This window comes from Sporosarcina sp. Marseille-Q4943, from assembly GCF_943736995.1.
Lineage (GTDB): Bacteria > Bacillota > Bacilli > Bacillales_A > Planococcaceae > Sporosarcina.
Window position 1 is genome coordinate 758,231 of sequence record NZ_CALSFT010000002.1, and the last position, 25,377, is coordinate 783,607.

26 protein-coding genes are annotated in these 25,377 nt (G+C 45.5%); 21 read left to right on the plus strand and 5 right to left on the minus strand.

The genetic code is table 11. The annotated features are described in order from the left end of the window. Positions 1-21 precede the first annotated feature (21 nt). The 8 genes from NIT04_RS03690 to NIT04_RS03725 all read left to right on the plus strand — a co-directional run bounded on the left by NIT04_RS03690 (position 22) and on the right by NIT04_RS03725 (position 5,356). Complete coding sequence (locus tag NIT04_RS03690; RefSeq protein WP_252502255.1) at positions 22-399, plus strand: hypothetical protein; 378 nt, start codon at positions 22-24, stop codon at positions 397-399. Then, complete coding sequence (locus NIT04_RS03695) at positions 392-1,057, plus strand: hypothetical protein (protein WP_252502256.1); 666 nt, start codon at positions 392-394, stop codon at positions 1,055-1,057. Before NIT04_RS03690 ends, NIT04_RS03695 begins: the two co-directional genes overlap by 8 nt. 487 nt (positions 1,058-1,544) lie before the next feature. Then, positions 1,545-2,138, plus strand: a complete 594-nt coding sequence (locus NIT04_RS03700) for a hypothetical protein (RefSeq protein ID WP_252502257.1) — start codon at positions 1,545-1,547, stop codon at positions 2,136-2,138. Between the two features lie 170 nt (positions 2,139-2,308). Beyond that, positions 2,309-2,908, plus strand: coding sequence for a hypothetical protein (locus NIT04_RS03705; protein ID WP_252502258.1), 600 nt, complete (start codon positions 2,309-2,311; stop codon positions 2,906-2,908). Between the two features lie 418 nt (positions 2,909-3,326). Beyond that, on the plus strand, positions 3,327-3,572 hold the full coding sequence (locus tag NIT04_RS03710; protein ID WP_252502259.1) for a hypothetical protein: 246 nt from the start codon (positions 3,327-3,329) through the stop codon (positions 3,570-3,572). 84 nt (positions 3,573-3,656) lie between these two features. Further along, positions 3,657-4,250, plus strand: coding sequence for a hypothetical protein (locus NIT04_RS03715; protein ID WP_252502260.1), 594 nt, complete (start codon positions 3,657-3,659; stop codon positions 4,248-4,250). A 99-nt stretch (positions 4,251-4,349) separates the two neighbouring features. Then, positions 4,350-4,706: a pilus assembly protein gene (locus NIT04_RS03720; RefSeq protein WP_252502261.1), complete on the plus strand. Its 357-nt coding sequence runs from the start codon at positions 4,350-4,352 to the stop codon at positions 4,704-4,706. Next, the gene (locus tag NIT04_RS03725; protein WP_252502262.1) at positions 4,703-5,356 is read left to right on the plus strand and encodes a pilus assembly protein TadG-related protein; all 654 of its coding nucleotides are present in this window, start codon (positions 4,703-4,705) and stop codon (positions 5,354-5,356) included. Before NIT04_RS03720 ends, NIT04_RS03725 begins: the two co-directional genes overlap by 4 nt. Before the next feature lie 63 nt (positions 5,357-5,419). Here the strand turns inward: NIT04_RS03725 and NIT04_RS03730 are convergent, their stop codons facing one another. The 3 genes from NIT04_RS03730 to NIT04_RS03740 all read right to left on the minus strand — a co-directional run bounded on the left by NIT04_RS03730 (position 5,420) and on the right by NIT04_RS03740 (position 8,406). Beyond that, complete coding sequence (locus NIT04_RS03730; protein ID WP_252502263.1) at positions 5,420-6,652, minus strand: cytochrome P450; 1,233 nt, start codon at positions 6,650-6,652, stop codon at positions 5,420-5,422. Positions 6,653-6,728: 76 nt separating this feature from the next. Further along, on the minus strand, positions 6,729-7,349 hold the full coding sequence (locus NIT04_RS03735) for a hypothetical protein (RefSeq protein ID WP_252502264.1): 621 nt from the start codon (positions 7,347-7,349) through the stop codon (positions 6,729-6,731). A gap of 124 nt (positions 7,350-7,473) precedes the next feature. Then, the gene (locus tag NIT04_RS03740) at positions 7,474-8,406 is read right to left on the minus strand and encodes an LCP family protein (RefSeq protein ID WP_252502265.1); all 933 of its coding nucleotides are present in this window, start codon (positions 8,404-8,406) and stop codon (positions 7,474-7,476) included. A gap of 179 nt (positions 8,407-8,585) precedes the next feature. On the opposite strand from NIT04_RS03740, the gene NIT04_RS03745 reads away from it, so the two are divergent. Then, entirely contained in the window at positions 8,586-10,088 is a 1,503-nt protein-coding gene (locus NIT04_RS03745; RefSeq protein WP_252502266.1) for a class I adenylate-forming enzyme family protein, read from the plus strand. A 225-nt stretch (positions 10,089-10,313) separates the two neighbouring features. Here the strand turns inward: NIT04_RS03745 and NIT04_RS03750 are convergent, their stop codons facing one another. After that, complete coding sequence (locus NIT04_RS03750) at positions 10,314-11,459, minus strand: polysaccharide deacetylase family protein (RefSeq protein ID WP_252502267.1); 1,146 nt, start codon at positions 11,457-11,459, stop codon at positions 10,314-10,316. A 286-nt stretch (positions 11,460-11,745) separates the two neighbouring features. On the opposite strand from NIT04_RS03750, the gene NIT04_RS03755 reads away from it, so the two are divergent. The 4 genes from NIT04_RS03755 (at position 11,746) to NIT04_RS03770 (ending at position 16,748) form a co-directional block, all read left to right on the plus strand. After that, on the plus strand, positions 11,746-12,735 hold the full coding sequence (locus NIT04_RS03755; protein WP_252502268.1) for a TAXI family TRAP transporter solute-binding subunit: 990 nt from the start codon (positions 11,746-11,748) through the stop codon (positions 12,733-12,735). Next, positions 12,722-13,198 (plus strand): DUF1850 domain-containing protein, encoded by a 477-nt coding sequence (locus tag NIT04_RS03760; RefSeq protein WP_252502269.1) that lies wholly within the window; start codon positions 12,722-12,724, stop codon positions 13,196-13,198. Before NIT04_RS03755 ends, NIT04_RS03760 begins: the two co-directional genes overlap by 14 nt. A 37-nt stretch (positions 13,199-13,235) precedes the next feature. Next, on the plus strand, positions 13,236-15,218 hold the full coding sequence (locus tag NIT04_RS03765; protein WP_371922517.1) for a TRAP transporter permease: 1,983 nt from the start codon (positions 13,236-13,238) through the stop codon (positions 15,216-15,218). Between the two features lie 141 nt (positions 15,219-15,359). Next, positions 15,360-16,748, plus strand: coding sequence for a S41 family peptidase (locus tag NIT04_RS03770; RefSeq protein ID WP_252502270.1), 1,389 nt, complete (start codon positions 15,360-15,362; stop codon positions 16,746-16,748). Positions 16,749-16,769: 21 nt separating this feature from the next. On the opposite strand, the gene NIT04_RS03775 is transcribed toward NIT04_RS03770, so the two are convergent. Then, the gene (locus NIT04_RS03775) at positions 16,770-16,946 is read right to left on the minus strand and encodes a sporulation histidine kinase inhibitor Sda (protein ID WP_371922492.1); all 177 of its coding nucleotides are present in this window, start codon (positions 16,944-16,946) and stop codon (positions 16,770-16,772) included. Positions 16,947-17,266: 320 nt separating this feature from the next. On the opposite strand from NIT04_RS03775, the gene NIT04_RS03780 reads away from it, so the two are divergent. The 8 genes from NIT04_RS03780 to NIT04_RS03815 all read left to right on the plus strand — a co-directional run bounded on the left by NIT04_RS03780 (position 17,267) and on the right by NIT04_RS03815 (position 25,374). Next, positions 17,267-18,370: a sugar diacid recognition domain-containing protein gene (locus NIT04_RS03780; RefSeq protein WP_252502271.1), complete on the plus strand. Its 1,104-nt coding sequence runs from the start codon at positions 17,267-17,269 to the stop codon at positions 18,368-18,370. Between the two features lie 194 nt (positions 18,371-18,564). Beyond that, positions 18,565-19,977 carry an FAD-linked oxidase C-terminal domain-containing protein gene (locus NIT04_RS03785; protein WP_252502272.1) on the plus strand — a complete coding sequence of 471 codons (1,413 nt, stop codon included), beginning with the start codon at positions 18,565-18,567 and terminating at the stop codon, positions 19,975-19,977. Further along, complete coding sequence (locus NIT04_RS03790) at positions 19,970-21,298, plus strand: (Fe-S)-binding protein (RefSeq protein WP_252502273.1); 1,329 nt, start codon at positions 19,970-19,972, stop codon at positions 21,296-21,298. The genes NIT04_RS03785 and NIT04_RS03790 overlap by 8 nt, the downstream gene beginning before the upstream one ends. 1 nt (position 21,299) lies before the next feature. Continuing rightward, positions 21,300-22,319, plus strand: a complete 1,020-nt coding sequence (locus tag NIT04_RS03795) for a DctP family TRAP transporter solute-binding subunit (protein ID WP_252502274.1) — start codon at positions 21,300-21,302, stop codon at positions 22,317-22,319. A 15-nt stretch (positions 22,320-22,334) separates the two neighbouring features. After that, complete coding sequence (locus NIT04_RS03800) at positions 22,335-22,820, plus strand: TRAP transporter small permease (protein ID WP_252502275.1); 486 nt, start codon at positions 22,335-22,337, stop codon at positions 22,818-22,820. Then, positions 22,817-24,136, plus strand: coding sequence for a TRAP transporter large permease (locus NIT04_RS03805; protein ID WP_252502276.1), 1,320 nt, complete (start codon positions 22,817-22,819; stop codon positions 24,134-24,136). Before NIT04_RS03800 ends, NIT04_RS03805 begins: the two co-directional genes overlap by 4 nt. Before the next feature lie 13 nt (positions 24,137-24,149). Next, positions 24,150-24,908 (plus strand): SDR family NAD(P)-dependent oxidoreductase, encoded by a 759-nt coding sequence (locus NIT04_RS03810; protein WP_252502277.1) that lies wholly within the window; start codon positions 24,150-24,152, stop codon positions 24,906-24,908. Then, positions 24,901-25,374 carry a PPC domain-containing DNA-binding protein gene (locus NIT04_RS03815; protein ID WP_252502278.1) on the plus strand — a complete coding sequence of 158 codons (474 nt, stop codon included), beginning with the start codon at positions 24,901-24,903 and terminating at the stop codon, positions 25,372-25,374. The genes NIT04_RS03810 and NIT04_RS03815 overlap by 8 nt, the downstream gene beginning before the upstream one ends. The last annotated feature ends 3 nt before the right edge of the window (positions 25,375-25,377 follow it).

Here is a 25,377-nt window from a genome sequence, read left to right on the forward strand (position 1 = left end):
TGTGGAAGGAAGTGAGAGTAAATGTTTGAAACAAAAAAATTCTTGCAGGCGATTGGTTTATCATTGCTCATTTCAGTAGTGTTATCATTTATACTTGGCCTTATTCAATTTGAACATCAATCAGTGTTTCTACTTATTCAAATGCTTTCATTTTACGGAACGATGGGTTTTTTTGCTGTTGTTTTCAATCCCAAAACTCCATTCACAGCGTCCTATATTGGTGCTCTGATTATCGCCATGCTAAATATATTATTTGCTAACTACGTTTTCGGTGTATGGATGTTTGTCAATCCATCTAGTATAAATAAGATCCTTTCTTTTGCAGTTATTACTGCATTAAGCGTGACGGCCGTTACTTTGTTAATTAAAAATAGAAGTGAGCGATTTGCCGATGTTTAAAAATATCTTTGATATATATAACCGTAATCTCCTTGATATTCTATTCCTTATGGTACTCGTAATTCTACCTGTCACAAGCTTGATCTTCATTGCAATCATCTACTTCGGTACTGCATTTGATGGGGAGCTCTCAGTGTTTTTTTTAGGATATAGCATAATTATCAACTTCATCATATGTCTTCCGCCTTTCTTATGGATGATATTGAAAGATCTAAACGATGAAAAAGCAGGGTTGAAAAAATGTCTTACTTTCTTTGCTACTCAATTCGGACCCCTATTATTTACTTCGTTTATTTTTTATACTTTAGCAATTTATACAAGTTGGATGATGCTTGTCCCTACAATCCTAATTTTGCTTTTCACGATGATCTATCCGTTTTTCTCCGACTATCCGACGTTGAAAGATATGTTTATACAAGCGAAAAATAAGATATTTGAAGAAAATATTGCAATCTTTGTTGACTTGATTATTATAATTTCTACGTTGGTCCTGCTTTGGGCAGGAATGACATATTTCATGCAGAACTATGATAATAATATTGTTTCCTTTATGCTTATCCGTTCCTTATTAAACATGATTGTTTTCCCGTTTCTGTATATTTATTTAACAGTACGGTACAGGAATACGGAAGAAGAATTTACGATGATCAATGTATAAGGAGATGAGAACTGAGATGGAAGTTTCTTCGAAAAAACAAAGTGAACAGCCATTGCTGAAAAAAGTGCCCATTTGGTTGATGATTCTGTTAAGTGTACTGTCTCTTGGCTTTTATCTAGGCTTTTGGCTGCTGAATAGAAAAAAGGATCTTAATGTATTACAGCCGAATCACCATATACCTTTCACTTTGTGGACAATTTCTACAGTGCTTTTAATCGTCTTTTTCTTTCTGAACACTTTCAACCACTTCATTTTTTCAAATATAGGATACTTATACGTGGAGTCAATAGATACTATTTTCACGTTCTTCTTCGTCGGCCTGTTGTATTATAGTGCTTTCAGAATCCGAGAAATAATTGAAGGGACTTCCACGATTACGTTTAATAAATATCTTTTATTTTTCTTTCATATTTTTTACATCCAATATAAAGTCAATCGGGAAGTTATAGCAAAGGCTTGAGTGTCGTGAAAAAGAGGAGATAGACGAATGATGTCACAAAACAATGTAACCAAACCGATAGCAGAGAAACGTCTTGGATTTACTATTGCCTTGCATCTGTTTTTATTAGTGGGAGCAAGTTCCTTCCCGGAAGGCAGTTTTTTCTTTTGGCTCGCCATTAATCTTGGAGTGGAGGCTTTAATTGTTTTCCGTGTACTTACGATGTGGAATCGATACAAATACGATACAAAGCGCTACTATTCTATCCAAGCGTATTGGATGCTTATCGGATTCTCGATTTACACCACATTGCCATTTGTAAGAATAAGCTATGGAACAGTCGTATTCTGGCCACTTCTTATTGGCACATTACTACTCTTCTTATTAGGACATCTTTTGAAGGAGAGGATTGGAGAAGTCTTTGTAAATCCGCGTAAACTAAAGCAACTTGTCATGTGGCCTACGGCGCTGGCGGGGATTGTCCTTATTGGCATTTTGGTCATGGCGGTTTTACGGTTTCAATCAGTGCATCCGAATGTGGGGATTGCTATCTTCTTATACATGCTAGGAGGATTTTCAATATTCACGGCAACCCCATTTTCGCTAACAGAAGAACGGATAGAGAAGCTGAAGGGTAATTGAATTTCATTCTTCCCTCGCAGATGGCATTGTATTTGGAACTACACTCAAGCGCATATCTTTGCAGATTGAGAACGCTAAACTTTCTAGAAGGCGGTACGAGCCGTCCTCGAAAAAAAGGGTCCAACATTGAACGAAGCAATGGCGTTTGTCTACAAAGGGGAGGGGACTCAATGAATTCACAACAAAACATCAACAAGCCGGTGGAAGCGGATAATCTCATTGTCTTTACATTTTTTTTGCACCTTTTTTTACTGTTAGTTGCCAGCTCTGTACCGGAAGGACGATTCCTCTTTTGGCTGCCCATCAATCTGACAGTGGAGGCTTTCATCATATTCCGCCTTCTCCTATTATGGAAGCGTTATAGTAAGAACGAACCGAGGCGGTACAATTCCCTCCAGTTGTATTGGATGATTACCGGGATTTCTATTTTTGCAATGATGCCTTTTGTTAGGGCGACATATGGTTCGGTAGCCTTTTGGCCTTTCCTGATCGGTACGGTGTTTTTATTCCTATTGAGCCATTTATGGAAAGAGCCAATTGCTTCAGTATTTGTGAATCCCCGCAAAACAAAGCAACTCGTCAAGTGGCCGAAAGCGCTTGCCATCCTCGTTATCGTAGGGCTCGTCATCATGACTGCTCTGCGGTTCACGCCGGCCCATCCTAACTTGGGGCTTAGTATTTTCTCATATATGATAGGTGGTTTTATGGCATTTTGTGCAACTCCTTTTTCACTTGACCAAGAACGGATCGAGAAGCTGATGGCCGATTAAGAAGGACAAAAGGCATGCCATTTAATCAAGTGGAGACGAAGTGAGAGCGTGAAATAGCGGGGAGTGACCAATGATGACACAAAACAATGCAACGGAACCGATAGCAGAAACACGTCTCGGTTTTACGATTGGCTTGCATCTCTTTTTTTAAATAGCGGCAAGTGCCGTACCAGAAGGTAGTTTTTTCTTTTGGCTCCCTATTAATCTAGGGGTGGAGGCTTTAATTGTTTTCCGAATACTTACGATGTGGAATCGATACAAGCACGACACAAAGCGTTACTATTCCATCCAACTGTATTGGATGCTTATTGGGTTCTCGATTTTTACGACAATGCCTTTTGTAAGAATGAGTTACGGAACAGTGATTTTCTGGCCATTATTCATTGGTACTTTACTACTCTTCCTAGTAGGACACCTTTTGAAAGAGAGGATAGGTGAAGTCTTTGTTAATCCGCGTAAGGTGAAGCAACTAGTAATGTGGCCAACAGCACTTGCAGGAATTGTCCTCATTGGCATTGCGATCATGGCAATTTTACGATTTCAATCGGTGGACGAGAATGTCGGATTGGTTGTCTTTGCATACATGCTCGGAGGATTTGCATTATTCATTGCAACCCCATTTTCACTAACGGAAGAACAATTCGAGGAGCTGAAGAACAAATAAAAGAGAAATAAATTGAAGGAGTAATTTCCTTTTGTGGACATACAGGTAAATGATACGTGAAAAGTTTGTTGGGGGCTATGGTCAATGGGAAATCCATTCAAAGTAATGATAATGGGATATTTGATGCCTTTATTTACAGCGGTTGTAGCGCTGCTCATCCCCGAATATGATCAGCAATACATTAAATGGATAGTGGCCGTGTTTGTCTTATTAATGTTGCTACCGATCGTATTGTCATTCCGGTTCCCAGACAATAAGGAGAAAGCGTATCGCCTGACGCTCAGTTATCAATTATACGCGTTCACCTTCTTTTCAACAGTTCCATTGCTGAAAGTGATGAAGGGAACTATCGTTATTCAATTGCTGTTGGTCGGTTTGTTCATCGGCTTTTATTTTTTGGCGAGATTCGATCAGCGGACGGAAGTGCCAATTGTCTTTCCTGATTCAGATAAAAGGAAATGGCTTGCAATTCCATTTTATGCGGTACCCGTATTGCTCACGCTTTTCGGCTTTGGAGGAGATCACAGAGTTACAAGAAGATTTTTCGAAACGCATGGGTATGATTTTGCAATGACTTATATTTCAATAATTTTATATTTATTTGCTTGTTGGCTACTGTTCTTGTTCAGTTCGCTAGCGTATAAATCCCTTGTGAAGGAAGGGTATCTGGAGAATTGAATTACTTCCCATTGTGCCATACAAAATCAACAAACATGAATGATCGAAGGGGTGTTTACGCTGAAAAAGTTCAAATTCATCCGCAATGAAAGAGGATCGATGAGCATCGAGTTCCTAGGCATACTCCCTTTTTACTTTCTGTTTTTCCTATTGCTGTGGCAAGTTGTTGCTTCAGGTTACGCGGTGCTCAGCCTGAAATCCGCGGCGAACGACGGTGCACAAGTGTATGCTTTGACGGGCGATTATTGGGATGCGGTCGATGCTGTGAATGAATCGATCGGCGACAGCAGCCTGCTCACAAACCCGCTTGTCACTGTAACATCAGGTGGTGGGGACGGGCTATTCGACTTTAAGATTTCAGCGAGGCATCCTCTTGTGTTCATCCCCGAAAAGTGGAAGTCGACCATGTCGGTTTCCATTGACTCTAAGGCTGCAGGTAAGGTGATGCTGAAGTGAAGTATGTGGATAACGAACGTGGAAGCGGCCTAGTGTACATGCTCTGGATCATGGTGTCATCAATCGTTATTTGCGTCATCGTTTTGAATATCGCGAAGGTGTATGCCGTGAAGCAACAAGCTGCAAATGCCACGCAACTCGCTGCACTTGCAGGAACGTCTGTGTTGGTCAATGCCGGGAAGGATGCGATAGAAGCATTCGATCAACTATCGGAAGCTGAAGACGTGATATTGCAATTAGAGGTTGATGACGGAAAATCAGTTGGTGAGCTTGTTGACGAAAAGGCTCAAGAATATCGGAATCAAGGATTGGCGCGAGACATTGCATATATCAATTCGATGAATGATATCCTGACGCCAAGGATGGCTGCTTATGGTTTATTAAAATCACTTGTGTACGATCAAATTAAAGTTTCTAATGGAAAATTCAACCAGACGGTGCGCGATGTAGTCAAGAAAAACGGAGGCAATGAGGAACGGATCGAAGTTTCATTCACATCTGATTTCCGTGTCGAAGTGGAAGCCGACGTCACATACGAATCGATTACGGACACCGCCGAGGAATACATCAAAGAAATGACAAAAGAAGTCCCGCAAAAAGGCTACGGCCCTTCCTTGTTATTTTTAAAAGACGTTACGGGTGGCGAATGAATCATAATTAAATGAAGAGACTCACATAAAGAATGCCAAAGGAAAAAATCCTCTGGCAATTTTTTATGTTATTTTTATGATCATCCGACTTGCTGGTAGGGTCGGCATGCGAGTTAAATTGATCGACAAATCTTGGCCTTTGACAACGGAGTAGTCCAACTCATTTACAAGAAAGGACAAGCTTGCCTTCATGATTGCGACGGTTACATCTTCCCCTGGACAGCGGTGGCCCTGTGCAGGATCTCCGCCGCCTTGTGGCACGAAATTATAAGGTGTCACTGTCTCTTCCAAAAAACGTTTCGGATTGAACAGATCAGGATTATTCCAACTCTTCGAATCGTGATTCGTACCATAAATATCAACGAGCACCGTATCGCCCTTATGGAATTGATAACCTCTCCATTCAAAATCTTGCCGGACCATCGCACCTAGGAATGGCGTGAACGGGTAATAACGGCGGACTTCCTGGGAGAAAGCTTCCAAAAATTCATCATCGGCACGTAATGATAAGCGGTGCTGTGGAAATTCATGAAGAGCAAGTGCGCTAAAGACGATAAACCGAGCAACCGCTACGATCGGACGGATGACGCTGATCAATTCGACCGCTGCAATTTGTGCATCCAACAATTGTCCATTTTCATCTCGATGCGTTGCGATAACCTCGAGTGCATGATCGACACCTTCGACAGCCACCGAACGGTACTTTTCGATCAAGGAGCGGATCCATTCCTCAGTCCGTTCCCGTGCTTTACGTCCTTCCCGATATCTCGGCCCGACTCCTCCAAACGCATCGATCAAAGCTCCCAAATCGTAAGCCCGTTTCGATACTTCCGATTCTTTCAGCGGCACACCAGCCCACAAACAGGCGACCCGGCATAGGACCTCTTCAGCCTCATCGAATAATATGACTTCCTGACTGCTCTTCCATTGACTTGCCTGCAATCTCCATTGCTCCAAGGTCAATTGGTGAACCCGCCTTATCCCCGCCTCTGTCATAAGTGATAAAAACATCATCTTTCGGACTTGGTGAGCCGTTCCATCGAGCGTCTGCACACCGCCTTCCCCAAAAAGAGACTTCTGAATCCGCTTCGGAACTGCTCCGGATCGTTGGAAACGGGATGTATCATAGAACAGCCTTACTGCCTCCGGGCCTTTCATACAAATCATCTTCTTCCCCATCAATCGCGTCTCAAAAATATCGGTTCCAAGTTCAGCGAACCGATTCCTCATAAAATGATAGCCTTCCGTCAATAAATTAAAAGTATGATCAAAGCCTTTATCCACGGGTATTGACATGTTAGTTCTCCAACTCCTATTCACGTTGTGATACTGTGAATATTCCCTGTTTGAGGAGTATTTAACATGTTCATTTCTATTCCACCTTCTCATAGATCCCTTCATCTACATAATAGAAGAAGTTTTCATCTGACATGAGCAGCCGCACTTCCGCATCACCGTCAGCACCGTTTGCAGTGCCGTAAATGAGCAATTGTCCGTTTTCCGGCACGAAGAAGAATTCAGCATCCCCTTCTGGCGTCCGGTAATGATCGCCTTGGAATTTATCTGTGATCTCCTGAAGATCCTTTTCACCCGATTCGACTGCAATAAAGGTTAGTTTATCTTCATAGTACCCGATCGTCATCTTTGCTGCGGGATAATGATGATACGTTTCTCCGTGAATCGTGTTCTCTTCCTCCAAAATTTCAGGTTTTCCCCATATTTCCTCTGCGGTAGAAGGGGAGTCTCCTAATTTCATTCCATAAACGAATAGGTTGCCGTCTTCCATGTCGAAGAGCGGCGGTTTATTGTCCAGCTCAATCGTTTGGTCACCACTGTCCTCGGCTGGATCTTGTCCATCAAGCTCCTCGCTTTCGTCGACTGCGACGCCGGATGGATTCTCTTCATTGGCCGGCTCTTGTTCAGCCTTTTTTTGCGCACAACCTGCAACTAGCAGCATTGAAACTAGTAGTGAAAACCAAAGCTTACGATTCACTCGAAATCATCTCCTCTTAAACTAAATAATGAGATATCTCTCGTTACCTAGATTATCCAACAATTCTTTCTGCTTATCAAACAAAACTAAAAAACAGCCCATTGTTCTATGGGCTGCAGCAAAGTTAATCCATTTCTAAATGTGCCTTCAGCTCTACCTTTACATCTTCGAGCTCACGAGGATTCATCATATAGTACCAAATTCCGTCCATTCGTTTCCCTTCGCCTTTTTCGAACTTGATTTGATCAACGGATTTCGCAGCGTCCCGGTAATTTTTTTGCACTTCCACCATTTCTTCGAACGTCATATTCGTCCGTACGTTGTTGCCAATCGCTTCAAAAATGCTCTTATATTTCATTAAACTTGAGAGCTTAGAGCCTTTTTGTAAGATTCCTTGGATGACTTGCTTCTGCCTATCTTGCCGACCGAAATCGCCGCGCGGGTCATCCATTCGCATCCGTACAAAGGCGAGGGCCTCTTCTCCATCTAGTGTGATTTCACCTTGCGGAAATGAATGTTCATCAACAGTGAAATCGAGCGAATTCATGACAGACACACCACCGACCGCGTCAATGATCTCCTTGAAGCTTTCCATATTCACTTGGATGACATAGTCTATTGGAATGTCGAGAAAATGTTCCACTGTGGCGAGTGACATTTCGATTCCGCCATATGCATAGGCATGATTCAGCTTATCTTCAAATCCCATCCCGACAATATCTCCGTATGTATCCCGCGGGATGCTCACCATTTTTGTAGATTGAAGCGTTGGATTGACTGTCAGGACGATCATCGTATCAGAGCGGCCTTTGTCGCCTTTCCTCTCATCTACTCCTAAAACGAGAACGGAGAAGGGATCTTTCTCTTTAAACATGATCGGATCATCCCTTTTTTCCGAGAAAACGCGCTCCATTGGCTCATGGATCTGTTTCGCCGTTTCCGTCAGTTCATTCACAAAGAATAGCGCATAGCAAGCGATGCCAATCAATAGAAGGCAAGCAACACCTCCCGCCAACCATAACAACTTCCTATACGATTTTTTCTGGATTTCCGCCATTTACCTTTCCCACCACTCATTTAGAATTAATATAGAATACTTATTAACAGTTTACGCGGGGATTAACAGAAGTAGACAGATGTTTTATTATCTGAATATTAGTTATATATCTTGTAATCTGAAATATCGGTTGGTACTATAAAAATAGATGGCAAAATGGTGTAAAGGGGAGAATATCCATGTTCATGACAGACGTGTTGGAGGAGTATGCACAAAATCAGCCGGACAAAGTTTTCACCTTATATAACGGGAGGGAGTGGACGTATGGCGAGTTTTTCGAGAAAGCGAAGAAAGTGGCGGGGCATTTCCAGGCGGAAGGGTATGAAAAAGGGGACATCATCGCACTTTATTCGCTGAACTCCGACCTCTTTCTCGTCTTTTATTTCGGCATTCAACTGGGCGGTTTCACCGTCATGCCGGTCAATACAAAATTAGCGCCACCGGAAGTGGAGTACATCTTCAACCATTCCGAGGCAAAAGCGCTTGTATATGATAAGCAATTAGAAGACATCGTCCATCAGTCGAAGCATCCTTTCAAAGAGAAGCTATCAATCGGTGAAGAAGGGGACGTCGATCGAATTTTAGCTGGCAGCACGGGGACTTTTCAACCTGTAGAATTGCGCGGGGAAGATACGACGGTCGTCATGTACACATCCGGAACGACGGGCAAGCCGAAAGGGGTCATGTTGACACACCAGAATATCCTTTCGACTGCGGAAATTTGGTCGGAGGCAATGTCGATCACGAATGAAGACAGGATGCTCATATCAACCCCGTTATTCCATTGTGCCGCCTGCCATGTGTTCATGATTCCCGTCACGTATAAAGGCGGAACAATCATCATCGAGGAAGCTTTCTCGCCAAAAGGAACGGTTGAGCTGCTCCAGAAAACGGAGCCGACAATTTTCTTCGGAGTTCCCGCAATGTATACAATCATCCTGAATTTGCCGGATATTAAAAAACTGGAACTTTCTTCATTGCGCCTATTCGGTTACGGAGCTGCACCGATGCCGTATGAAATATTGAAGAAGCTGAAAGAGACATTCCCGAATGTGAAAGTGCAAAACCTGTATGGGCAGACGGAAAACTCACCGGCGGCGTCCACACTGAAAGATCACCTCGCCCTCGAGAAAATCGGCTCGGTCGGTCAAGCGTTGCCGCAGACCGAAGTCCGGGTCGTCGATGAATTCGGGGAACCGCTCCCGACCGGTCAAGTCGGTGAAATCGTCATGCGCGGCCCGCAAGTAATGAAAGGCTATTTGAAAGACGAGGAGGAGACAAGGCGGACGATCAAAAACGGCTGGCTCTATACGGGCGATCTTGGCAGAATGGATGAGGACGGACTCCTGTATATCGTCGACCGGAAGAAAGATATGATCATTCGTGGCGGCGAAAATGTCTATCCGGTCGAAGTGGAGGAAGTGCTTTATCAAATTCCAGGTCTGTTTGAAGCTGCAGTCGTTGGCGTTCCCGATGAAGTGTTAGGGGAAGTGCCGAAAGCGTATGTCGTCGTGAAGGAAGGGGCGACCCTCACCGAAGCCGACGTCATCAGCCATTGCTCAAGCAATCTTGCAAAATATAAAATTCCTGTAGAAATCGAATTCCTTGATGAACTTCCGCGGAATGCTTCAGGGAAAGTGTTGAAACATACATTGCGTTCCGGAGTGCACACAACGATATGACAAAAAAGCCCCTTCTTCAGCCGATTACAACTGAAAAAGGGGCTCCTTCAACTCCAAAAACGCAAAAACGCTAGAATTTACGCATAAATGTCTCCAAAAACGCATAAATCCCCGGAAAAGCGCATAAACGAAAAAACTCACGCATAACTGCTCAGAATTACGCATAAACTCCGCCAAATGCGCATAACTGCACACAATTACGCATAACCGCTCCCGCTCAATCCCTCACATGCCCTTCAATTTATCCGCAAAGTCCTTCAAGCTCATATGCGAATGGACGCGTTGCCGATTTAACGCATAAATCGGATCGCCGCGATGAACATTTCCTTCCTCGATCGTGAAAGCGATGGTAATACCAGCGTCTTTCAATGCTTGGATGGCCTGTAAACTGTTTTTCCCGTAAGGATAGGCGTGCGCTTTTACTCTATGACCGCCCAATATTTGCTCGATTGTTTCATTCGCTTCCCGTATATCTGCACGAATGACATTACGTGATTCCGATTGCAAATAGCTTAAGCCGGTACGCGAATTGAACATATGGTAGGAGTGTGTATGATTTTCATAGGAATACACATCTGTCGTCGATTGGAGATCATATTCGGAAACCATTCCCGGCTTTCCGATCCTGCTTGTAATCAAGAAAGACGTCGCCTTGAACCCATAACGCTTTAAAATCGGATAGCCCAATTCAATTGTCGACTCATAGCCGTCATCGAATGTGATGAGGACGGATTTCGCTGGCAAGTTGAGTTTGCCTTGCACCCATAATTCCAATTGCCTCGGTGTGATCGTTGTCCAATTGTTCTTTTTCAAATAGGCCATCTGTTCCTCAAAATTTTTCACTTCGAGGACGGATACATTATCGCTCAGTTTGACCCTCGTCAAATCATGGTACATAAGCACAGGGATGCCGGAATCGATGACGATTTCCTTCTTATCTATATAACCCGTCTTTCCACCGAAGTTGACCGGATAATAGTTGCCTTGCGCCCGTTGCAAGTGGATCGTCAGATTGGGCTGTAATTGACCGATCGCCTTTGCCTTCTTGTTAGGGGCATTGAGGATCGGGACATGCTTTTTGGTAATGGCACGGACCGGATATGCGCCTTTCAAAGTCCCGTAACTATCTTTGACTGCCATCGCGCGCTTCTTTGAAAACATCACTTCATCCCCGCCGATGACCGTATGATAATAGCGGTCCGTTTCCTTTACGATGGAAGTGGATGTGCCTTTCATAAATACTGCGACTTTCTTTGACTGGTTGTAAACAGGTGTCGTTTCTGTGATGTTGACGGTTGGTACGCTTCCCGCTTCTGGCATCATTGGAAATACTAGCGCGAATAGAAGCGTCAACCAAAAAACTCTCTTCAAATTTCTTACTCCCTTTCATTTCCCGCCCCAGCTGTTGCACAAGAAAAGCCTTTGTGAACAAATTAGCTTGTCCACAAAGGCTTTATGCACAATCATCTAGGTAACATATTCATGTGTATCTTTCGTCTATCTAGTATATCGGCCGAAGGAAGCTAATTGTTATATAAATTTCAGTATGAATTATATAAGTCATTTAATAGAATAGTATAAACTAACTTGCATTTTGAAAATTCGTGCTGTATTATTGTGAAAGTTATTAGATAATTAGTAGGGAAGGATGATACATATGAAAGTTAGAAAGTATGGCCTATTGTTTGCAAGCGCTTTAATGAGTGCTACAATCCTTGCAGCTTGCGGCGATTCGGATAAAGACGGAGGTGCTGACAGCAAGGGAAGCGCTGACGGACTTGATACAAGAATCGTAACGATAGCAACCGGGGGATCTTCAGGCCCATATAACATTATTGGAACGACTCTCGCAAATGAATATTCGACTGAATTCGGCGTTAACTCGAAACCACAGTCAACAGGTGCATCCGTTGAAAATATCAACTTGATCAAAGAAGGTAAAGTTGAAATGGCATTCGTCATGAGTGATGTGCTCACTGAAGCAGCAGAAGGGATCGGAAACTTCCCGGAGAAAGTAGATAAAGTTCAGCAAATCGCGGCTCTATATCCGAACTATGTACAAATCGTAACGACTGCCGACTCAGGCATTAAGACAATCGAAGATTTGAAAGGCAAGCGGGTTGCTGTCGGCGATCAAAACTCAGGCGTTGAAGTGAACGCACGCAACTTGCTCAACGGATTCGGTATTACATACGATGATTTGAAAGTCGATTACTTAGGCTATGCAGAAGCGGCTGACGGTCTGAAATCCGGCAGCATTGATGCGGCATTCCTGACAAGTGGTCTTCCGAACTCCTCGGTGATGGAGCTTGCAGCAAGTATCGATCTTGCACTTGTAGCTGTCGACCCGGCTAAAATTGAAGAAATTGCAAAAGACCAACCATACTTCGTCGCAATGGACATTCCTGCTGATACATATGGCAATGCGGAACCGATTCCGACAGCGGCAATCATGAATGCATTGGTCGTCAGCAGTGATTTGAGCGAAGATGATGTTTACAAATTGACGAAGAAGTTCTTTGACAGCTTGGACACTCTTGGAAACTCCCACCAAGCTGCATCAGAAATTACTCTGGAAGGTGCACAACAAGGTATGGTAGCACCTGTTCACCCTGGAGCTCAAAAGTACTACGATGAGCAAAAGTAAGATTTTCCTAAGTGGGGGCATGTTCGCAATCATGCTCCTTCTTTCTCTTTTTTTAATTCGAATTCCTACCATTCAACTTTCGTATATGGATGGTAGTTTTTATTTGAGTGACGATACGTTTGAACTCGGTTGGATTCATTCTGTCGAAAAGGAGCCCTGGTTCGAAACATATGAACGGAAGGGGCTCGATCTTTATTTGACGACTACGAAGTTCAAGACATTCGGTGCCGGTGTTCCATCCTCAAAGAAAGTGATCGAAGCGGAAGACGGTTTTGTCCATATGGTTGTCAATGAAAAAAGGGGTGAAATCCGGCTGGCCGTTTCGGAAAATGTCCAGACCACTTTATACACGAAAAATAGTGAAATCCAGTTATATGAACTAGTCGACGATTACGAAACGATAGTCATTCGTGTCGTCAACGCATCTTTATGGAATTTATTAAGAGGTGAAAAAATTGACTAAACAGGCAAACAGGCCGCCAATTCTTGAGCAAACAGAAGTGCTGACCGAAGAACAACAAGCCGAGCTTCTCGAGAAGTTTGATACAGAATCGAAAGTGAGAAAGCTGTCAGGAAAGAAAGTCGCATTTTTCATTTCGGCTATCGCAGTCTTCTACTCTCTTTTCCATTTATACATTACGTTTTATCCAATGCCTGCACTTCAACAGCGGGCAGTTCATGTCGCGGTCGGGATTGCACTTATTTATCTCATTTACCCGACTTATAGCAAACAGGACCGTAGCAAAGTGGCAGCATACGACTGGCTGCTATTCGTACTAAGTTTGGCGACGGCCGGCTATTTAATTAAAGAATATACTGCCATTGTGACGACTCGCGGCGGAATACCGAACACGATGGATATCGTTATGGCCATTATGACTGTCGTGCTTATTTTGGAAGCCGCTCGTCGGGTGACGGGTTGGATCCTTCCTATATTGGCGCTTGCCTTCCTGTCCTACCCATTCTTCAGCCATATGAGTTGGGTACCGTTAAAAATGGCGACGCGTCCATATGATTTAGGCGACATTTTCGGGCAGATGTACTTGAAGACGGAAGGTCTTTATTCCACGGCGATCGGCGCTTCCGTATCCTTCATCTTCCTATTCATTCTCTTTGGCGCATTTTTGGCGAAATCGGGGATGGGACAATTTTTCAATGACTTGGCTCTTGCGCTTGCCGGTCATAAGCAAGGGGGACCGGCGAAGGTCGCGGTCATCTCGAGCGGTTTCATGGGAAGCATTAACGGTGCCGCTGTTGCGAACGTCGTCGGTACAGGTGCGTTCACGATCCCGATGATGAAACGCGTCGGGTATTCGAAAAACTTTGCGGGTGCGGTTGAAGCGAGTGCTTCGATCGGCGGACAAATATTGCCGCCGATCATGGGAGCGAGCGCTTTCATCATGGCGGAAACGACAGGCGTGAAATACGGGACGATCGCTTTGGCTGCCCTCATTCCAGCTGTCCTTTATTTCCTTGCGGTCATCATGCAAGTGCATTTCCGTGCGGGCAAGGAAAATTTGAAAGGCATTCCGAAACCGGATCTTCCGCGCGTAAAAGAGGTTATGAAAGAACGCGGACATCTATTGATCCCGATCGTCTATCTTATTTTCCTCCTTTATCGCAACGTTCCGATTGGCCATGCGGCATTTTATACAATCGTTGCAACGGTCATCGTTGCAGCACTCAGAAAATCGACACGTATGTCTATTAAAGACATCATCGGTGCATTGGATAGCGGTGCGCGCCAATCCCTTTCTGTCATGGTTGCGTGTGCGGTTGTCGGAGTCATCATCGGGGTCGTCAGCTTGACAAGTTTCGGGAATGTCATGACTTCTTCCATCGCAAGCCTTGGGGCAGGTTCTTTATTCCTGACATTGTTCTTTACGATGGTTGCGTCAATGATCCTAGGGATGGGACTTCCTTCTATTCCGGCGTATATCATTACAGCGACGATGGCTGCACCTGCTTTGGCGGCGTTTGACGTACCGATCCTAGTTGCGCATATGTTCGTCTTCTATTTCGGTATCTTTGCGAACATTACACCACCTGTTGCGCTTGCCGCATTTGCGGGGGCTGGCATTTCAGGCGGAGATCCGATGAGGACCGGTTTTACAGCACTCAAACTATCAGCTGCCGGCTTCCTCATCCCTTATATGTTCGTTTACAATCCAGCGATGATGATGATCGATACGACAGGAGTTGCGATGAACGCACGGGAGTTCCCTGTCGCTGCGACGATGGACATCGCAATCATTACAATAACGGCAATTATCGGCATCATCGGTTTGAGTGCCGCAATCGAAGGCTATTTCAAAACGAACTTGAATCCGCTTTGGCGGATCGTCCTTGCCGCGGGAGCGCTCATGCTGATCATCCCGGAAACTATTACGGATATCGTCGGCATCATTATTGTTGGCGCTATGTTTGCGCTGAACTATATGAAAAACAAAAAAGAAGAGCAAGATCGATTGCAGACAGAATAAAGGACCACATAAAACGCACCGCCTATCAGCCTTGTTGATAAGCGGTGTGTTTTGCTATTTAAAGTTTTCAAATACTACTTACGTATTCTACTTGCAATTAGTATAATAGTAGGAACTCTATTCAGAAACGGGGAACTCATTTTGTTAAGAAACCAAGTGCAACGATTCATCATGCTGTTTGCCATTCTTTTCGTCATGCTGCCGCTCACGCCATCTGCTGCTGCGGAACCGATTAATGAAATTCGGCAACTCATTAAAGACTATTATATTGACGACGTTCCTGAATCGGTATTATCACGAAGCACAGGGAAAGAGATTACAAACGGGCTTGACCCCCATTCTGCATACATGTCCAAGACTGAATATGAAGCATTCATTAACGGGATTGAGCAGCGTATCGTAGGAATCGGAGTTGTGTTGGAGGAAAGCAGTAACGGCATAAAAGTGATTTCCGTCATTACGGACGGCCCCGCGTTCAAGGCTGGTATTATTTCCGGTGACGTCATCACGCATGTCGACGGCAAATCCTTGAAAGGGAAGTCCGTGCAGGCAGCAGTTCCATTGATCAGCGGCAAGGAAAACACAGCCGTCTCCCTTACGATTGAACGGGAAAAGTCGGAAAGGCCGATCGAAATGACGCTTCGCCGGGCGGAAATCCATTTGCCGACAGTCGAATCGGAAATGCTCGGCGGGAATATCGGCTATATCCGGTTGAACAGCTTTGCGACCGATTCGAGTAAGGGAATGGCAAACGCAATCCGGTCACTTGAGGGCGCTGATGGATTCATTGTCGACATTAGGTATAACGGGGGAGGCTATATAACAGCCGCGCAGGAAATTGCAGGTTTTTTCCCAGGAGTGGAGCAAGCTTTCCAATTGAGAGAGAAACATAAGAAGCCGGCAATTTATCCTTCCGTGAATCAAAAACAGAAGATCACAGGTCCCGTATCATTGCTTGTGAATGAATACAGTGCAAGTGCGTCCGAAATGTTGGCAGTCAACTTGAAAGAGGAGAAAGCCGCTACATTGTACGGAGAAAAAACGTACGGTAAAGGGACGATGCAATCGATGTTTGCATTCAACGACGGCAGCGTGTTGAAAATGACGACGGCCCGTTTTTATTCGCCGAAAGGCATTCCTGTCGATAAAGTCGGTGTTTCTCCGGACGTGTTGACGCAAAAAGACGAAGAATTGACGACGGCACATTATGATCACCTGGTTGCGAAATTACAAGGCTACACGGCATTCCCTTCATTGGAAAATGTAAAGACGACGAAAACATTCACAGTTAGCATGACGAAGGAAATGGATTGGCGTCAACTCGGAAAGCAGGCGGTCCAATTAATAGAAGTCGGTGGAAAAGAAAGCAGTGTCCGCATGGAAGTGAAGGATGGCAAGACGATTGAAGTAATTCCCGAGTCACCATTACTTTCTGGGAAGAAATATATGCTGATCATCCATCCAGCTTGGAAGGATAAGACGGGAAAGGTAGTGAAGAAAGGGATTTATCTTGATGTCACAGTAAAATAAATGAAAGTGAGAGCTTGTCCGTCAATGAATGGATGGGCTCTCATTTTCAATATATGGAGATTCTGTTCCACGCTTTGAGGAATGAATGGAACGTCGCCTAATCTCTTTCTCCAAAAGTTTGATGAACTGTGGGCAAAGGTTTAACGCGACCGCTTTTTTATATGATTCCATAAGAAGGTCATCCGGTATACTCAACATTTTCTCCTCCTCCTTGACATAAAACTATTTCCGGGTGCATAACTTGAAGTTTGGCTGTTTTTACCTTACCAAATTTCATTTGTAAGAACAACCGTTCCGATATCCACAGTTAACAGTGGATAAGTTGTGGTTAACTTGTTTGTAAGCCGGTTAAGTCAAGGGGAGTGTGGTGGATAACGTGGACAAAGTTATCCACAGATTGGGAAACTGCGAAAAATGTCGAAAGATTTTTCTGAAGTTGCTATTTTATAAGAATTCATCTTGAGATTCTTACAGAATTCACATACTATTAGAAGAAAAACAATTGGGGGAGAGGGATCATGTTTCAATTTGATACGCTCGGCCAGGAAATTGTGGAAGAGCTCTCCAATTTAATACAGGAACAAGTACTTCTAACAGATCGCCGAGGCTTCATCCAAGCGAGCACCGATCCGGATAGGATTAACCAATTCCATGAAGGTGCGTTGCTGAGCTTGCGGGAAAAAAAGATTCTCCATATGACCGAGAAGGAGGTCGGTCTGTTACGAGGTGTCCGTAAAGGCGTTGTCCTGCCGATCATCATTGAAGGGGAGCCGATTGCCGTACTCGGAATAACAGGGGATCCAAAGCATATCCATCCGCAGGCGCAACTCATCCTGCGGGTGACGGAGTTATTCATCCAAGACGCCATGAAGAGGAAACAGAAAGAGGAAAAGGTGCGTGAACTCGAATTTTTCGTTTTTGACTGGCTCACCTCGGGAAAGAAAGATGTCCGCTTCCGCGAAAGAGGGGCTGTTCTCGGCATTGAAGTCAGCTTGTATAAGCAAGTTGTCGTCATTGAGGTGATGAACACGGAAGATCAGTTTACAATCGACGAAGTCGATCGTTTCATGTCCAATCAAAGCATCCACCCCGATCTTATGATGATCAGATGGGGACAAGATAAAATCCTCATGCTTTTGCCTGAAATGAATCAGGACATATTAAAAAGTGAACTGGAATATTTCCTCTTATCTATTAAGAGAAGGAAAAAAATCAGTGTAGCGGCGGGAATCGGCGGACAGACCGATTACTTCGATCTGTCGAAGTCGTTCATCCAAGCGGAAAGGGCGGCGAATGCTTCCAAAAAATTAGGGCGGGTCTTGTTCGAACACGAACTTCGTTTCGAGCTGATCCTACAAAGCATCGGAGAGTCGACCCGCGAGGAATATATTCAGCGGACTGTTGCCCCGCTGCTCGAAGACGAGGAACTCCTGCACAATCTTCAAGTTTGGTTCAATGAAAACCAATCGATGCAAAACACAGCTCAAAAATTGCATATTCATAAAAATACGCTTTCGTATCGGTTGCAGAAGGTCGAACAGCTCACTGGACTATCTGTTTCAAATGTCCATGACGTTCTCCTCCTCTATCTCGGAATCCGGCTTTTGGACGAAATGAAGTAAAAGATCCCTATTGAATGAAAAATTCAAAGGGGTCTTTTTATATATCTATATATCCCATCGAATTCGTCTTTTTTGTACACATGAACAAAAAAACATCGAAATATGACTGAAAACTTGTGAGTTTGTCTATATCATCTTAATCATCGGACTATTAGAATTAAACAAAGAATTAGAAATTTGAAGGAGGCTGCTTCATGGATGTGCAAGTGAAGGAGCGATTGATTGCCATTACGGGCAGTGCTCATGCGAAGACATCGACGGCGCAGAGACTAGCATATTCATATGACGCGACAGCGAATTTCCAGGCGCTGCCGGATTTAGTCCTTTCCCCTGCTTCCATCGAGGAAATCCAGGAGATTGTAAAAGTTTGTGGGGAGTATGGGGTTCCGATCGTTTCCCGTGGGTCCGGAACGAATCTTGCGGCAGGGACGACACCGACTTCCGGGGGAGTCGTCATTTTATTCAACCGGTTGAACCGAATTTTGGAGCTGGATGAGGAGAATTTGACGATTACGGTGCAACCGGGCGTCATTACACAGGCCATTAATGAAAAGGTCGCGGAAAGAGGATTGTTTTACCCTCCAGATCCAGGTTCGATGAGCATTTCTACAATTGGAGGGAATGTGAGCGAGAATTCCGGTGGCCTGCGAGGGTTGAAATATGGCGTGACACGCGATTATGTGAAATCGTTGAAAATCGTCCTCCCTAGCGGCGAGCTGCTGACGACGGGCGGAAAGCTTGCGAAGGACGTGGCGGGCTATGACCTGACAAGCTTGTTCGTCGGATCAGAAGGGACGCTCGGAATTATAGTGGAAATTACATTAGGTTTGATACCGGCGCCTGAGACGAAGAAGACGCTTTTAGTGTTTTACGACACGCTTGAAAAGGCGGCGCAGACGGTTTCATCGATCATCGCGGCGAAAATCGTGCCGGCGACGCTAGAGTTCATGGACCAAGGCACGATCGAAGCGGTCGAGGAGTTCATGAAAATCGGTTTGCCGACGAATTGCGAGGCGATGCTGCTCATTGAACAAGATGGCGATCCGGCAGTAGTCGAAAAGGATATGGAGCTCGTCCACAAACTGTGCATGGCGCATGGCGCAACGTCGACACAGATGGCGCAAACGGCGGAAGAGGCTGCTCAGTTGAGCATCGCGCGCCGGGTCGCTTTATCCGCACTCGCGAGGAAAAGGCCGACGACAATCCTTGAAGATGCGACAGTCCCGCGCTCTGAAATCGCGAAAATGGTGAAGGCTGTCCAAGAAATCGCCGTGAAATACGATTTGCTCATATGCACATTTGGTCACGCGGGAGACGGCAACTTGCATCCGACGATATTGACGGATGTGCGGGATGATGCCGAAATGGCGAGGGTGGAAATGGCGTTCGCGGAAATCTTCGACCAAGCGATCAAACTCGGCGGCACGATTACAGGTGAACACGGAGTCGGGGAAATGAAAGCGCCTTATTTGGAATGGAAGATCGGCAAAGCAGGAATTGACACGATGAAAAGCATTAAACAGGCAATCGATCCGCTCAATATAATGAACCCGGGGAAAATTTTCGCCAAGTCATCGAAGAAAAGGGTTGTGGTGCAGCATGAGTAGTGCACAGGCTGAGTTGGTCCGGCAATCGTTCGTCACCCATGTCGATGAAAACAGGCTGATGGATTGCATGCGATGTGGGTTCTGTCTGCCGGCATGCCCGACATACATCCACTCCGATTACGATGAAACTCAGTCGCCACGCGGCAGGATCGCCCTAATGAAAGCGGTCCGCGACGGTGATGTCGAATGGGACGGTTCCATCGAAGAGGCTTTCGACCTTTGCCTTGGCTGTAGGGCGTGCGAACCTGCGTGTCCCGCAGGTGTCCAATACGGAACACTTATCGAGGAGACGCGCGAAGCGATTCTTTCCGTTAAACCGCAGACATTGAAGGAGAAAACGATCCGGAAAGGGGCGTTCGACCATCTTTTCGCCGACCAGCGGAAGATGAAGACTGCCGTGAAACTCGTGACGTTCTATCAAAAAACGGGGTTGCAGAAGGTTGTCCGGAAGGTCGGCTTCATGGAGCTCTTCCCTCCATTCGTGAAAGATATGGAAAGGTCGCTGCCCGCCCCGCCGAAAAAGCGCCGGACGCTTAGCCAATTGACCGAAAAGAAAACGACAGTCGCCTTCTTCGCCGGTTGCCTTATGGATACGATGTTCCAGGAGACAAATCGGAATACGATCGATCTGTTGAACACGCTCGGCTGTGAAGTGGTCATTCCGAAGAACCAGCAATGCTGCGGCGCCTTGCAAGGGCATAGCGGTGAAATGGAACGGGCGAGAAGGAACGCGAAAGCGAATCTTGAAGCATTCGATCTCGATGGCATCGACTATATCGTCAACAATGCAGGTGGTTGTGGAGCGTTCCTGTCCGAATATGACCGGCTGTTCGAGCGGGATCCGGCTTTGCTTGCGAAGGCGCAGCAGTTCTTCGAAAAGCAGATTGATATTTCCTCGTTGCTCGTAAAGCTTGGCATTATCGATGAGCTATTAAAGCAACCGGTGACAGATACGGATGAAATCGTCACTTATCAGGATTCCTGCCACTTGCGGAATGTCAATCGAGTGAAGGACGAGCCAAGGGAAATATTGAAAGCGGTCAAAGGCAGTCTATTTGTGGAAATGCCCGGTTCGCATCTTTGTTGCGGTTCCGCCGGTGTATATAATTTACTTCAACCAGAAATGGCTTCACGAATTCTCGGTTCGAAAATGGAAGAGGTGAAACGGGTTCAGGCAACGACGATCATTACGACAAATCCAGGATGTTTGCTTCAAATGAAAGTCGGCGTAGAAAGGGAAGGCTTATCCGGAACTGCCCGCGCCATGCATATCGTCGATTTTATTCACGAAAAAATTATAGAAACCTACGGAGGGAAATGAAATGAAGATGAAAAAAGGCAAAATTTTAGGGGCGATCGGTTTAACGGCGATGCTCATGCTGGGTGCTTGTTCAAAAGACGACACGGGCAGCGCATCAAGTGATAAAAAATACAATTTGAAAATGTCCGTAACGGTGAACGACTCTTCCACATGGTACAAAGCAGCGGAAAAACTGGCCAACGACATGAAGGAAGAAACGGACGGCAGGATTAATATCGAAGTGTTCCCGAATGAGCAGTTATCGGGTGGTGACCAAGGGAAAGGTGTCGAGCTATTGGCAAAAGGGCAGACGGATTTGAGCTTGCACTCCACAATCATTTATTCCATCCTCGATGATCGATTCGGAGTGCCGAGTGCGCCGTTCCTGTTCAGTGAACATGCGGAAGCGGATAAAGTGTTCAGTGGCAAAGGCGGTGAAATGATCGGGGAAATCTTGAATGAAAAAGGCGTTGAATTGCTTGGGTTCGGAGAAAACGGCTTCCGCCAAGTGACGAACAGCAAACATGAAATTAAATCGCCTGCAGATATGAAAGGGATGAAAATCCGTATCCCTGGCATTAACATGTACACCGATCTGTACCGTGCATTAGGGGCTGACCCTACGACAATGGCATTCTCTGAAGTGTTCACGTCGTTGCAGCAAGGCACGATCCACGGGCAGGAAAACCCGATTGACGTCATCCATTCTTCTAAGCTGAATGAAGTTCAAGATTATTTGACGACATGGAACTATTCTTACGATCCATTAGTGCTCGGAATGAACAAAAAGCTATTCGATTCGATGAGCAAGGAAGATCAGGAGCTGTTCAAGAAGTTAGGAAAAGAAGCTGCGGCTTATCAAATCGAGCTTGCACGTGAAAAAGAAGCGCAGCAAATTGAAGAGTTGAAAGTTGCCGGCATGCAATTCTATGAGCCGACAGAAGCGGAAATGGAAGAATTCAAAGCTGCCGTTCAACCGCTTTACGAAAAATACACAGATATTTGGGGCGAAGATTTGCTTAAAGCATTCCAAGATCAATAAGTGGAGGGAACATGAATGGAAAGAGTGATTAGCAGATTAGAAGAGTGGATTGTTGTAATCGTTTTGTCCATCATGTCCACCATCGCTTTTGTGAACATCCTTTCAAGGGGATTTGCGAACCATTCGTTCTCCTTTGCCGAGGAGATCACGGTGAATTTGTTCGTAGCACTCACTTTCGTCGGGACAGCCATCGGTGTGCGGCAATACGCACACCTTGGCTTTACTCTCGTATATGATACGGCGAATTTATTCGTCAAAAACATCATTACGATTCTCGTTGGTGTCTTGATGTCATTATTGTTTGTCATTCTCATCTATTTCGGAATTCAAATGCTCTTGTTCCAAGTGGAAATGGGACAAAAGACGCCAGCACTCGGATGGCCGCAATGGGTGTTCTCAATGGCAATGCCAATCGGGGCGGCATTGTGCCTGTTCAGGACGATACAAGCGACAATAAAAGAATTTCGTGAGCAAAACCGGAAAGGGGAGCAGGCGGTATGACGGCATTATTATTATTTGGTCTGTTTTTCCTGCTCGTTATGCTACGGCTGCCGATTGCAGTTGCACTTGCCATCTCGTCCATTGCTGTACTGTTCACAGGTAGCGGGATGTTCGGCCTTGAATTGGTCGCGGATATTATGTATTCGAGCGTGTCAAAGTTCACGTTGCTAGCCATCCCATTTTTCATTTTGGCAGGAGTCATCATGGAGCAGGCGGGCATATCGAAAAGACTGATCGAGTTCGCGCAAACATTAGTCGGCCACCGGAAAGGCGGAATCGTCTTCGTCACCGTCATGACGGCGATTTTCTTCGCGGCGATTTCCGGGTCTGGTCCGGCGACAGTCGCGGCAATCGGTGGAATCCTCATTCCGGCAATGGTGAAGAGTGGTTATAAGAAGGAGACGGCAGGTGGACTTGTAGCAAGTTCAGGCGCAATCGGCATTATCATTCCTCCAAGTATCGCTTTCATCGTATTTGCAGTTGTAGCGGGCGATCAGATTCCAGTATCGATCGGACGATTGTTCATAGCGGGCATCATCCCGGGATTATTGCTTGGCGGCGGCTTCATTCTTGCTGCAATGTATGTCAGATGGAAGCAGGAGCGGACGGAAGGCCCTATTGAAGGGCATGTCCAAGAAAAGGCGACAGGCACGGAGCGCGTGAAAGCGTTTCTAAGTGCGTTTTGGGGATTATTGATTCCTATTATCATTTTAGGCGGGATTTACGGCGGATTCTTCACGCCAACTGAAGCAGCGGTCGTTGCAGTGTTTTACGGATTATTCGTCGGTTTCGTCATCTACCGGGAACTGAACGTGAAAAAGCTTTATGACATATTAGTTGCGGCTTCGGTCCAAACCGCCACTGTCATGTTCATCGTCAGTGCAGCGTCCGTCTATGCGTATATTATTACGACGGAGCAGATTGCGAGACAAATTTCCAGTGCGATGCTCGGCATTTCGGAAAATCCGATCTTCATTCTATTGCTCGTCAACGTATTGCTGTTAATTGCGGGTATGTTCATCGATGCAATTTCCGCCTACTACATTTTCATTCCGATTTTATTGCCGATCATGCTCGTTCTGAATGTCGATCCGACCGTTTTCGGTGTCTTCATGACAGTCAACTTGGCAATCGGTTTATTCACGCCGCCTGTAGGATTGAACCTATTCGTTGCGGCGGGCATTTCGGGGACGTCGATCGGCAGATTGTCAATAGGGGTTATGCCGTTCATCGTTTCTTCGATTATCATCCTGTTGCTCATTACATTCATACCGCAAATATCTACGTTTTTACCTGATTTATTAAACGTTAAATAGGGGGGAGTTTGGCATGAGACTTAAGGGGCAGACAGCAATTATTACGGGAGCGGCGAGCGGCATCGGAGCTGAATCCGCGGTCCGTCTTGCTAGAGAAGGTGCAAATATCGTTTTGATCGACTTGAATCCTTGTGTCAAAACAATCGATTCCATTAAAGAGGAGAACTCTGATGCGAACGTGTTGGAATGCCTAGGGGATATACGGGACCCGGAATTCGTCAAAGCGGCTGTCGGTCGTGCGTCCGATTCGTTCGGGGAACTGCATATTTTGGTGAACAATGCGGGAACTTGCGGCAGGCTTGGGATAGACACGATGACTCTCGAAATATGGGACCGTGACATGGACACGAATGTGAAAGCCGCATTCCTGTTCATGCAGGCAGTCGTTTATCCGCATATGGTCGAACAGAAATACGGACGGATCATCAACATCAGCTCCATTTCAGGCATCAACGGTGGAGTCACTTCGGGAGATGGCACGAATGGTCGATCGGGACCTGCTTACGCTGCTTCGAAAGGGGCGGTCATCGCGTTGACGAAATGGGCGGCAAAAGAATTAGGTCCGCTCAATATTACTTGCAATTCAGTGGCGCCGGGGGCAACCGAGACGGGCATCACTTCCGGAGTCCCTTATGATGTAAGCGGGCAAGCGATCAAGCGGATGGGGACGACCGCCGATATCGCGGAAGCGGTCCTTTATTTCGCATTGCCGGAATCAGGCTATACGACCGGCCAAGTGCTGAAGGTCGATGGGGGCTATAGCTTTGGATAAGCGTATTCAAGCTGTGCATGACAGGAAGTCAGATCGTATTGCCGGGCGCTTCATGAAAGGCATCGACCTATTTGAAGGGATCAAAGGGGTTTGCAAGGAGTTTGGAGTGGAAGCGGCTCAGTTTCAATGTCTCGGGTCGCTTGAGTACGCAACGTATGTCCAGCCGGATCAGAATAAAGATGGAACTTTGTACTATTCATCGGAAAATATCACGGATTCACCGGTTGAACTATTATCGGGAACCGGCTTTGTCGGGCTTGATATGGAAGGGGAGCCGGAAGTTCATTTCCATGGAATGATTGTAGACTGTAATAAAAACATAACTGGTGGGCATTTTATCGATGGCAAGAATCCGGTCGCGGTTACGATCGAGTTCATTCTATTCCCATTGAACGGCATCAAGATGCAACGTGACTTGGATGAGTTTTACGGCATTCCTGTATTTCAATTTAGGGAGAAGGAGTGAGGG

What these genes read in the sequence shown, in the direction of transcription:
- NIT04_RS03690 (WP_252502255.1), top strand. Translation starts at nt 22, where the DNA reads ATGTTTGAAACAAAAAAATTCTTGCAGGCGATTGGTTTATCATTGCTC.
- NIT04_RS03695 (WP_252502256.1), top strand. Translation starts at nt 392, where the DNA reads ATGTTTAAAAATATCTTTGATATATATAACCGTAATCTCCTTGATATT.
- NIT04_RS03700 (WP_252502257.1), top strand. Translation starts at nt 1,545, where the DNA reads ATGATGTCACAAAACAATGTAACCAAACCGATAGCAGAGAAACGTCTT.
- NIT04_RS03705 (WP_252502258.1), top strand. Translation starts at nt 2,309, where the DNA reads ATGAATTCACAACAAAACATCAACAAGCCGGTGGAAGCGGATAATCTC.
- NIT04_RS03715 (WP_252502260.1), top strand. Translation starts at nt 3,657, where the DNA reads ATGGGAAATCCATTCAAAGTAATGATAATGGGATATTTGATGCCTTTA.
- NIT04_RS03720 (WP_252502261.1), top strand. Translation starts at nt 4,350, where the DNA reads ATGAGCATCGAGTTCCTAGGCATACTCCCTTTTTACTTTCTGTTTTTC.
- NIT04_RS03730 (WP_252502263.1), bottom strand. Translation starts at nt 6,652, where the DNA reads ATGTCAATACCCGTGGATAAAGGCTTTGATCATACTTTTAATTTATTG.
- NIT04_RS03740 (WP_252502265.1), bottom strand. Translation starts at nt 8,406, where the DNA reads ATGGCGGAAATCCAGAAAAAATCGTATAGGAAGTTGTTATGGTTGGCG.
- NIT04_RS03745 (WP_252502266.1), top strand. Translation starts at nt 8,586, where the DNA reads ATGTTCATGACAGACGTGTTGGAGGAGTATGCACAAAATCAGCCGGAC.
- NIT04_RS03755 (WP_252502268.1), top strand. Translation starts at nt 11,746, where the DNA reads ATGAAAGTTAGAAAGTATGGCCTATTGTTTGCAAGCGCTTTAATGAGT.
- NIT04_RS03760 (WP_252502269.1), top strand. Translation starts at nt 12,722, where the DNA reads ATGAGCAAAAGTAAGATTTTCCTAAGTGGGGGCATGTTCGCAATCATG.
- NIT04_RS03775 (WP_371922492.1), bottom strand. Translation starts at nt 16,946, where the DNA reads ATGTTGAGTATACCGGATGACCTTCTTATGGAATCATATAAAAAAGCG.
- NIT04_RS03780 (WP_252502271.1), top strand. Translation starts at nt 17,267, where the DNA reads ATGTTTCAATTTGATACGCTCGGCCAGGAAATTGTGGAAGAGCTCTCC.
- NIT04_RS03785 (WP_252502272.1), top strand. Translation starts at nt 18,565, where the DNA reads ATGGATGTGCAAGTGAAGGAGCGATTGATTGCCATTACGGGCAGTGCT.
- NIT04_RS03790 (WP_252502273.1), top strand. Translation starts at nt 19,970, where the DNA reads ATGAGTAGTGCACAGGCTGAGTTGGTCCGGCAATCGTTCGTCACCCAT.
- NIT04_RS03795 (WP_252502274.1), top strand. Translation starts at nt 21,300, where the DNA reads ATGAAGATGAAAAAAGGCAAAATTTTAGGGGCGATCGGTTTAACGGCG.
- NIT04_RS03800 (WP_252502275.1), top strand. Translation starts at nt 22,335, where the DNA reads ATGGAAAGAGTGATTAGCAGATTAGAAGAGTGGATTGTTGTAATCGTT.
- NIT04_RS03805 (WP_252502276.1), top strand. Translation starts at nt 22,817, where the DNA reads ATGACGGCATTATTATTATTTGGTCTGTTTTTCCTGCTCGTTATGCTA.
- NIT04_RS03810 (WP_252502277.1), top strand. Translation starts at nt 24,150, where the DNA reads ATGAGACTTAAGGGGCAGACAGCAATTATTACGGGAGCGGCGAGCGGC.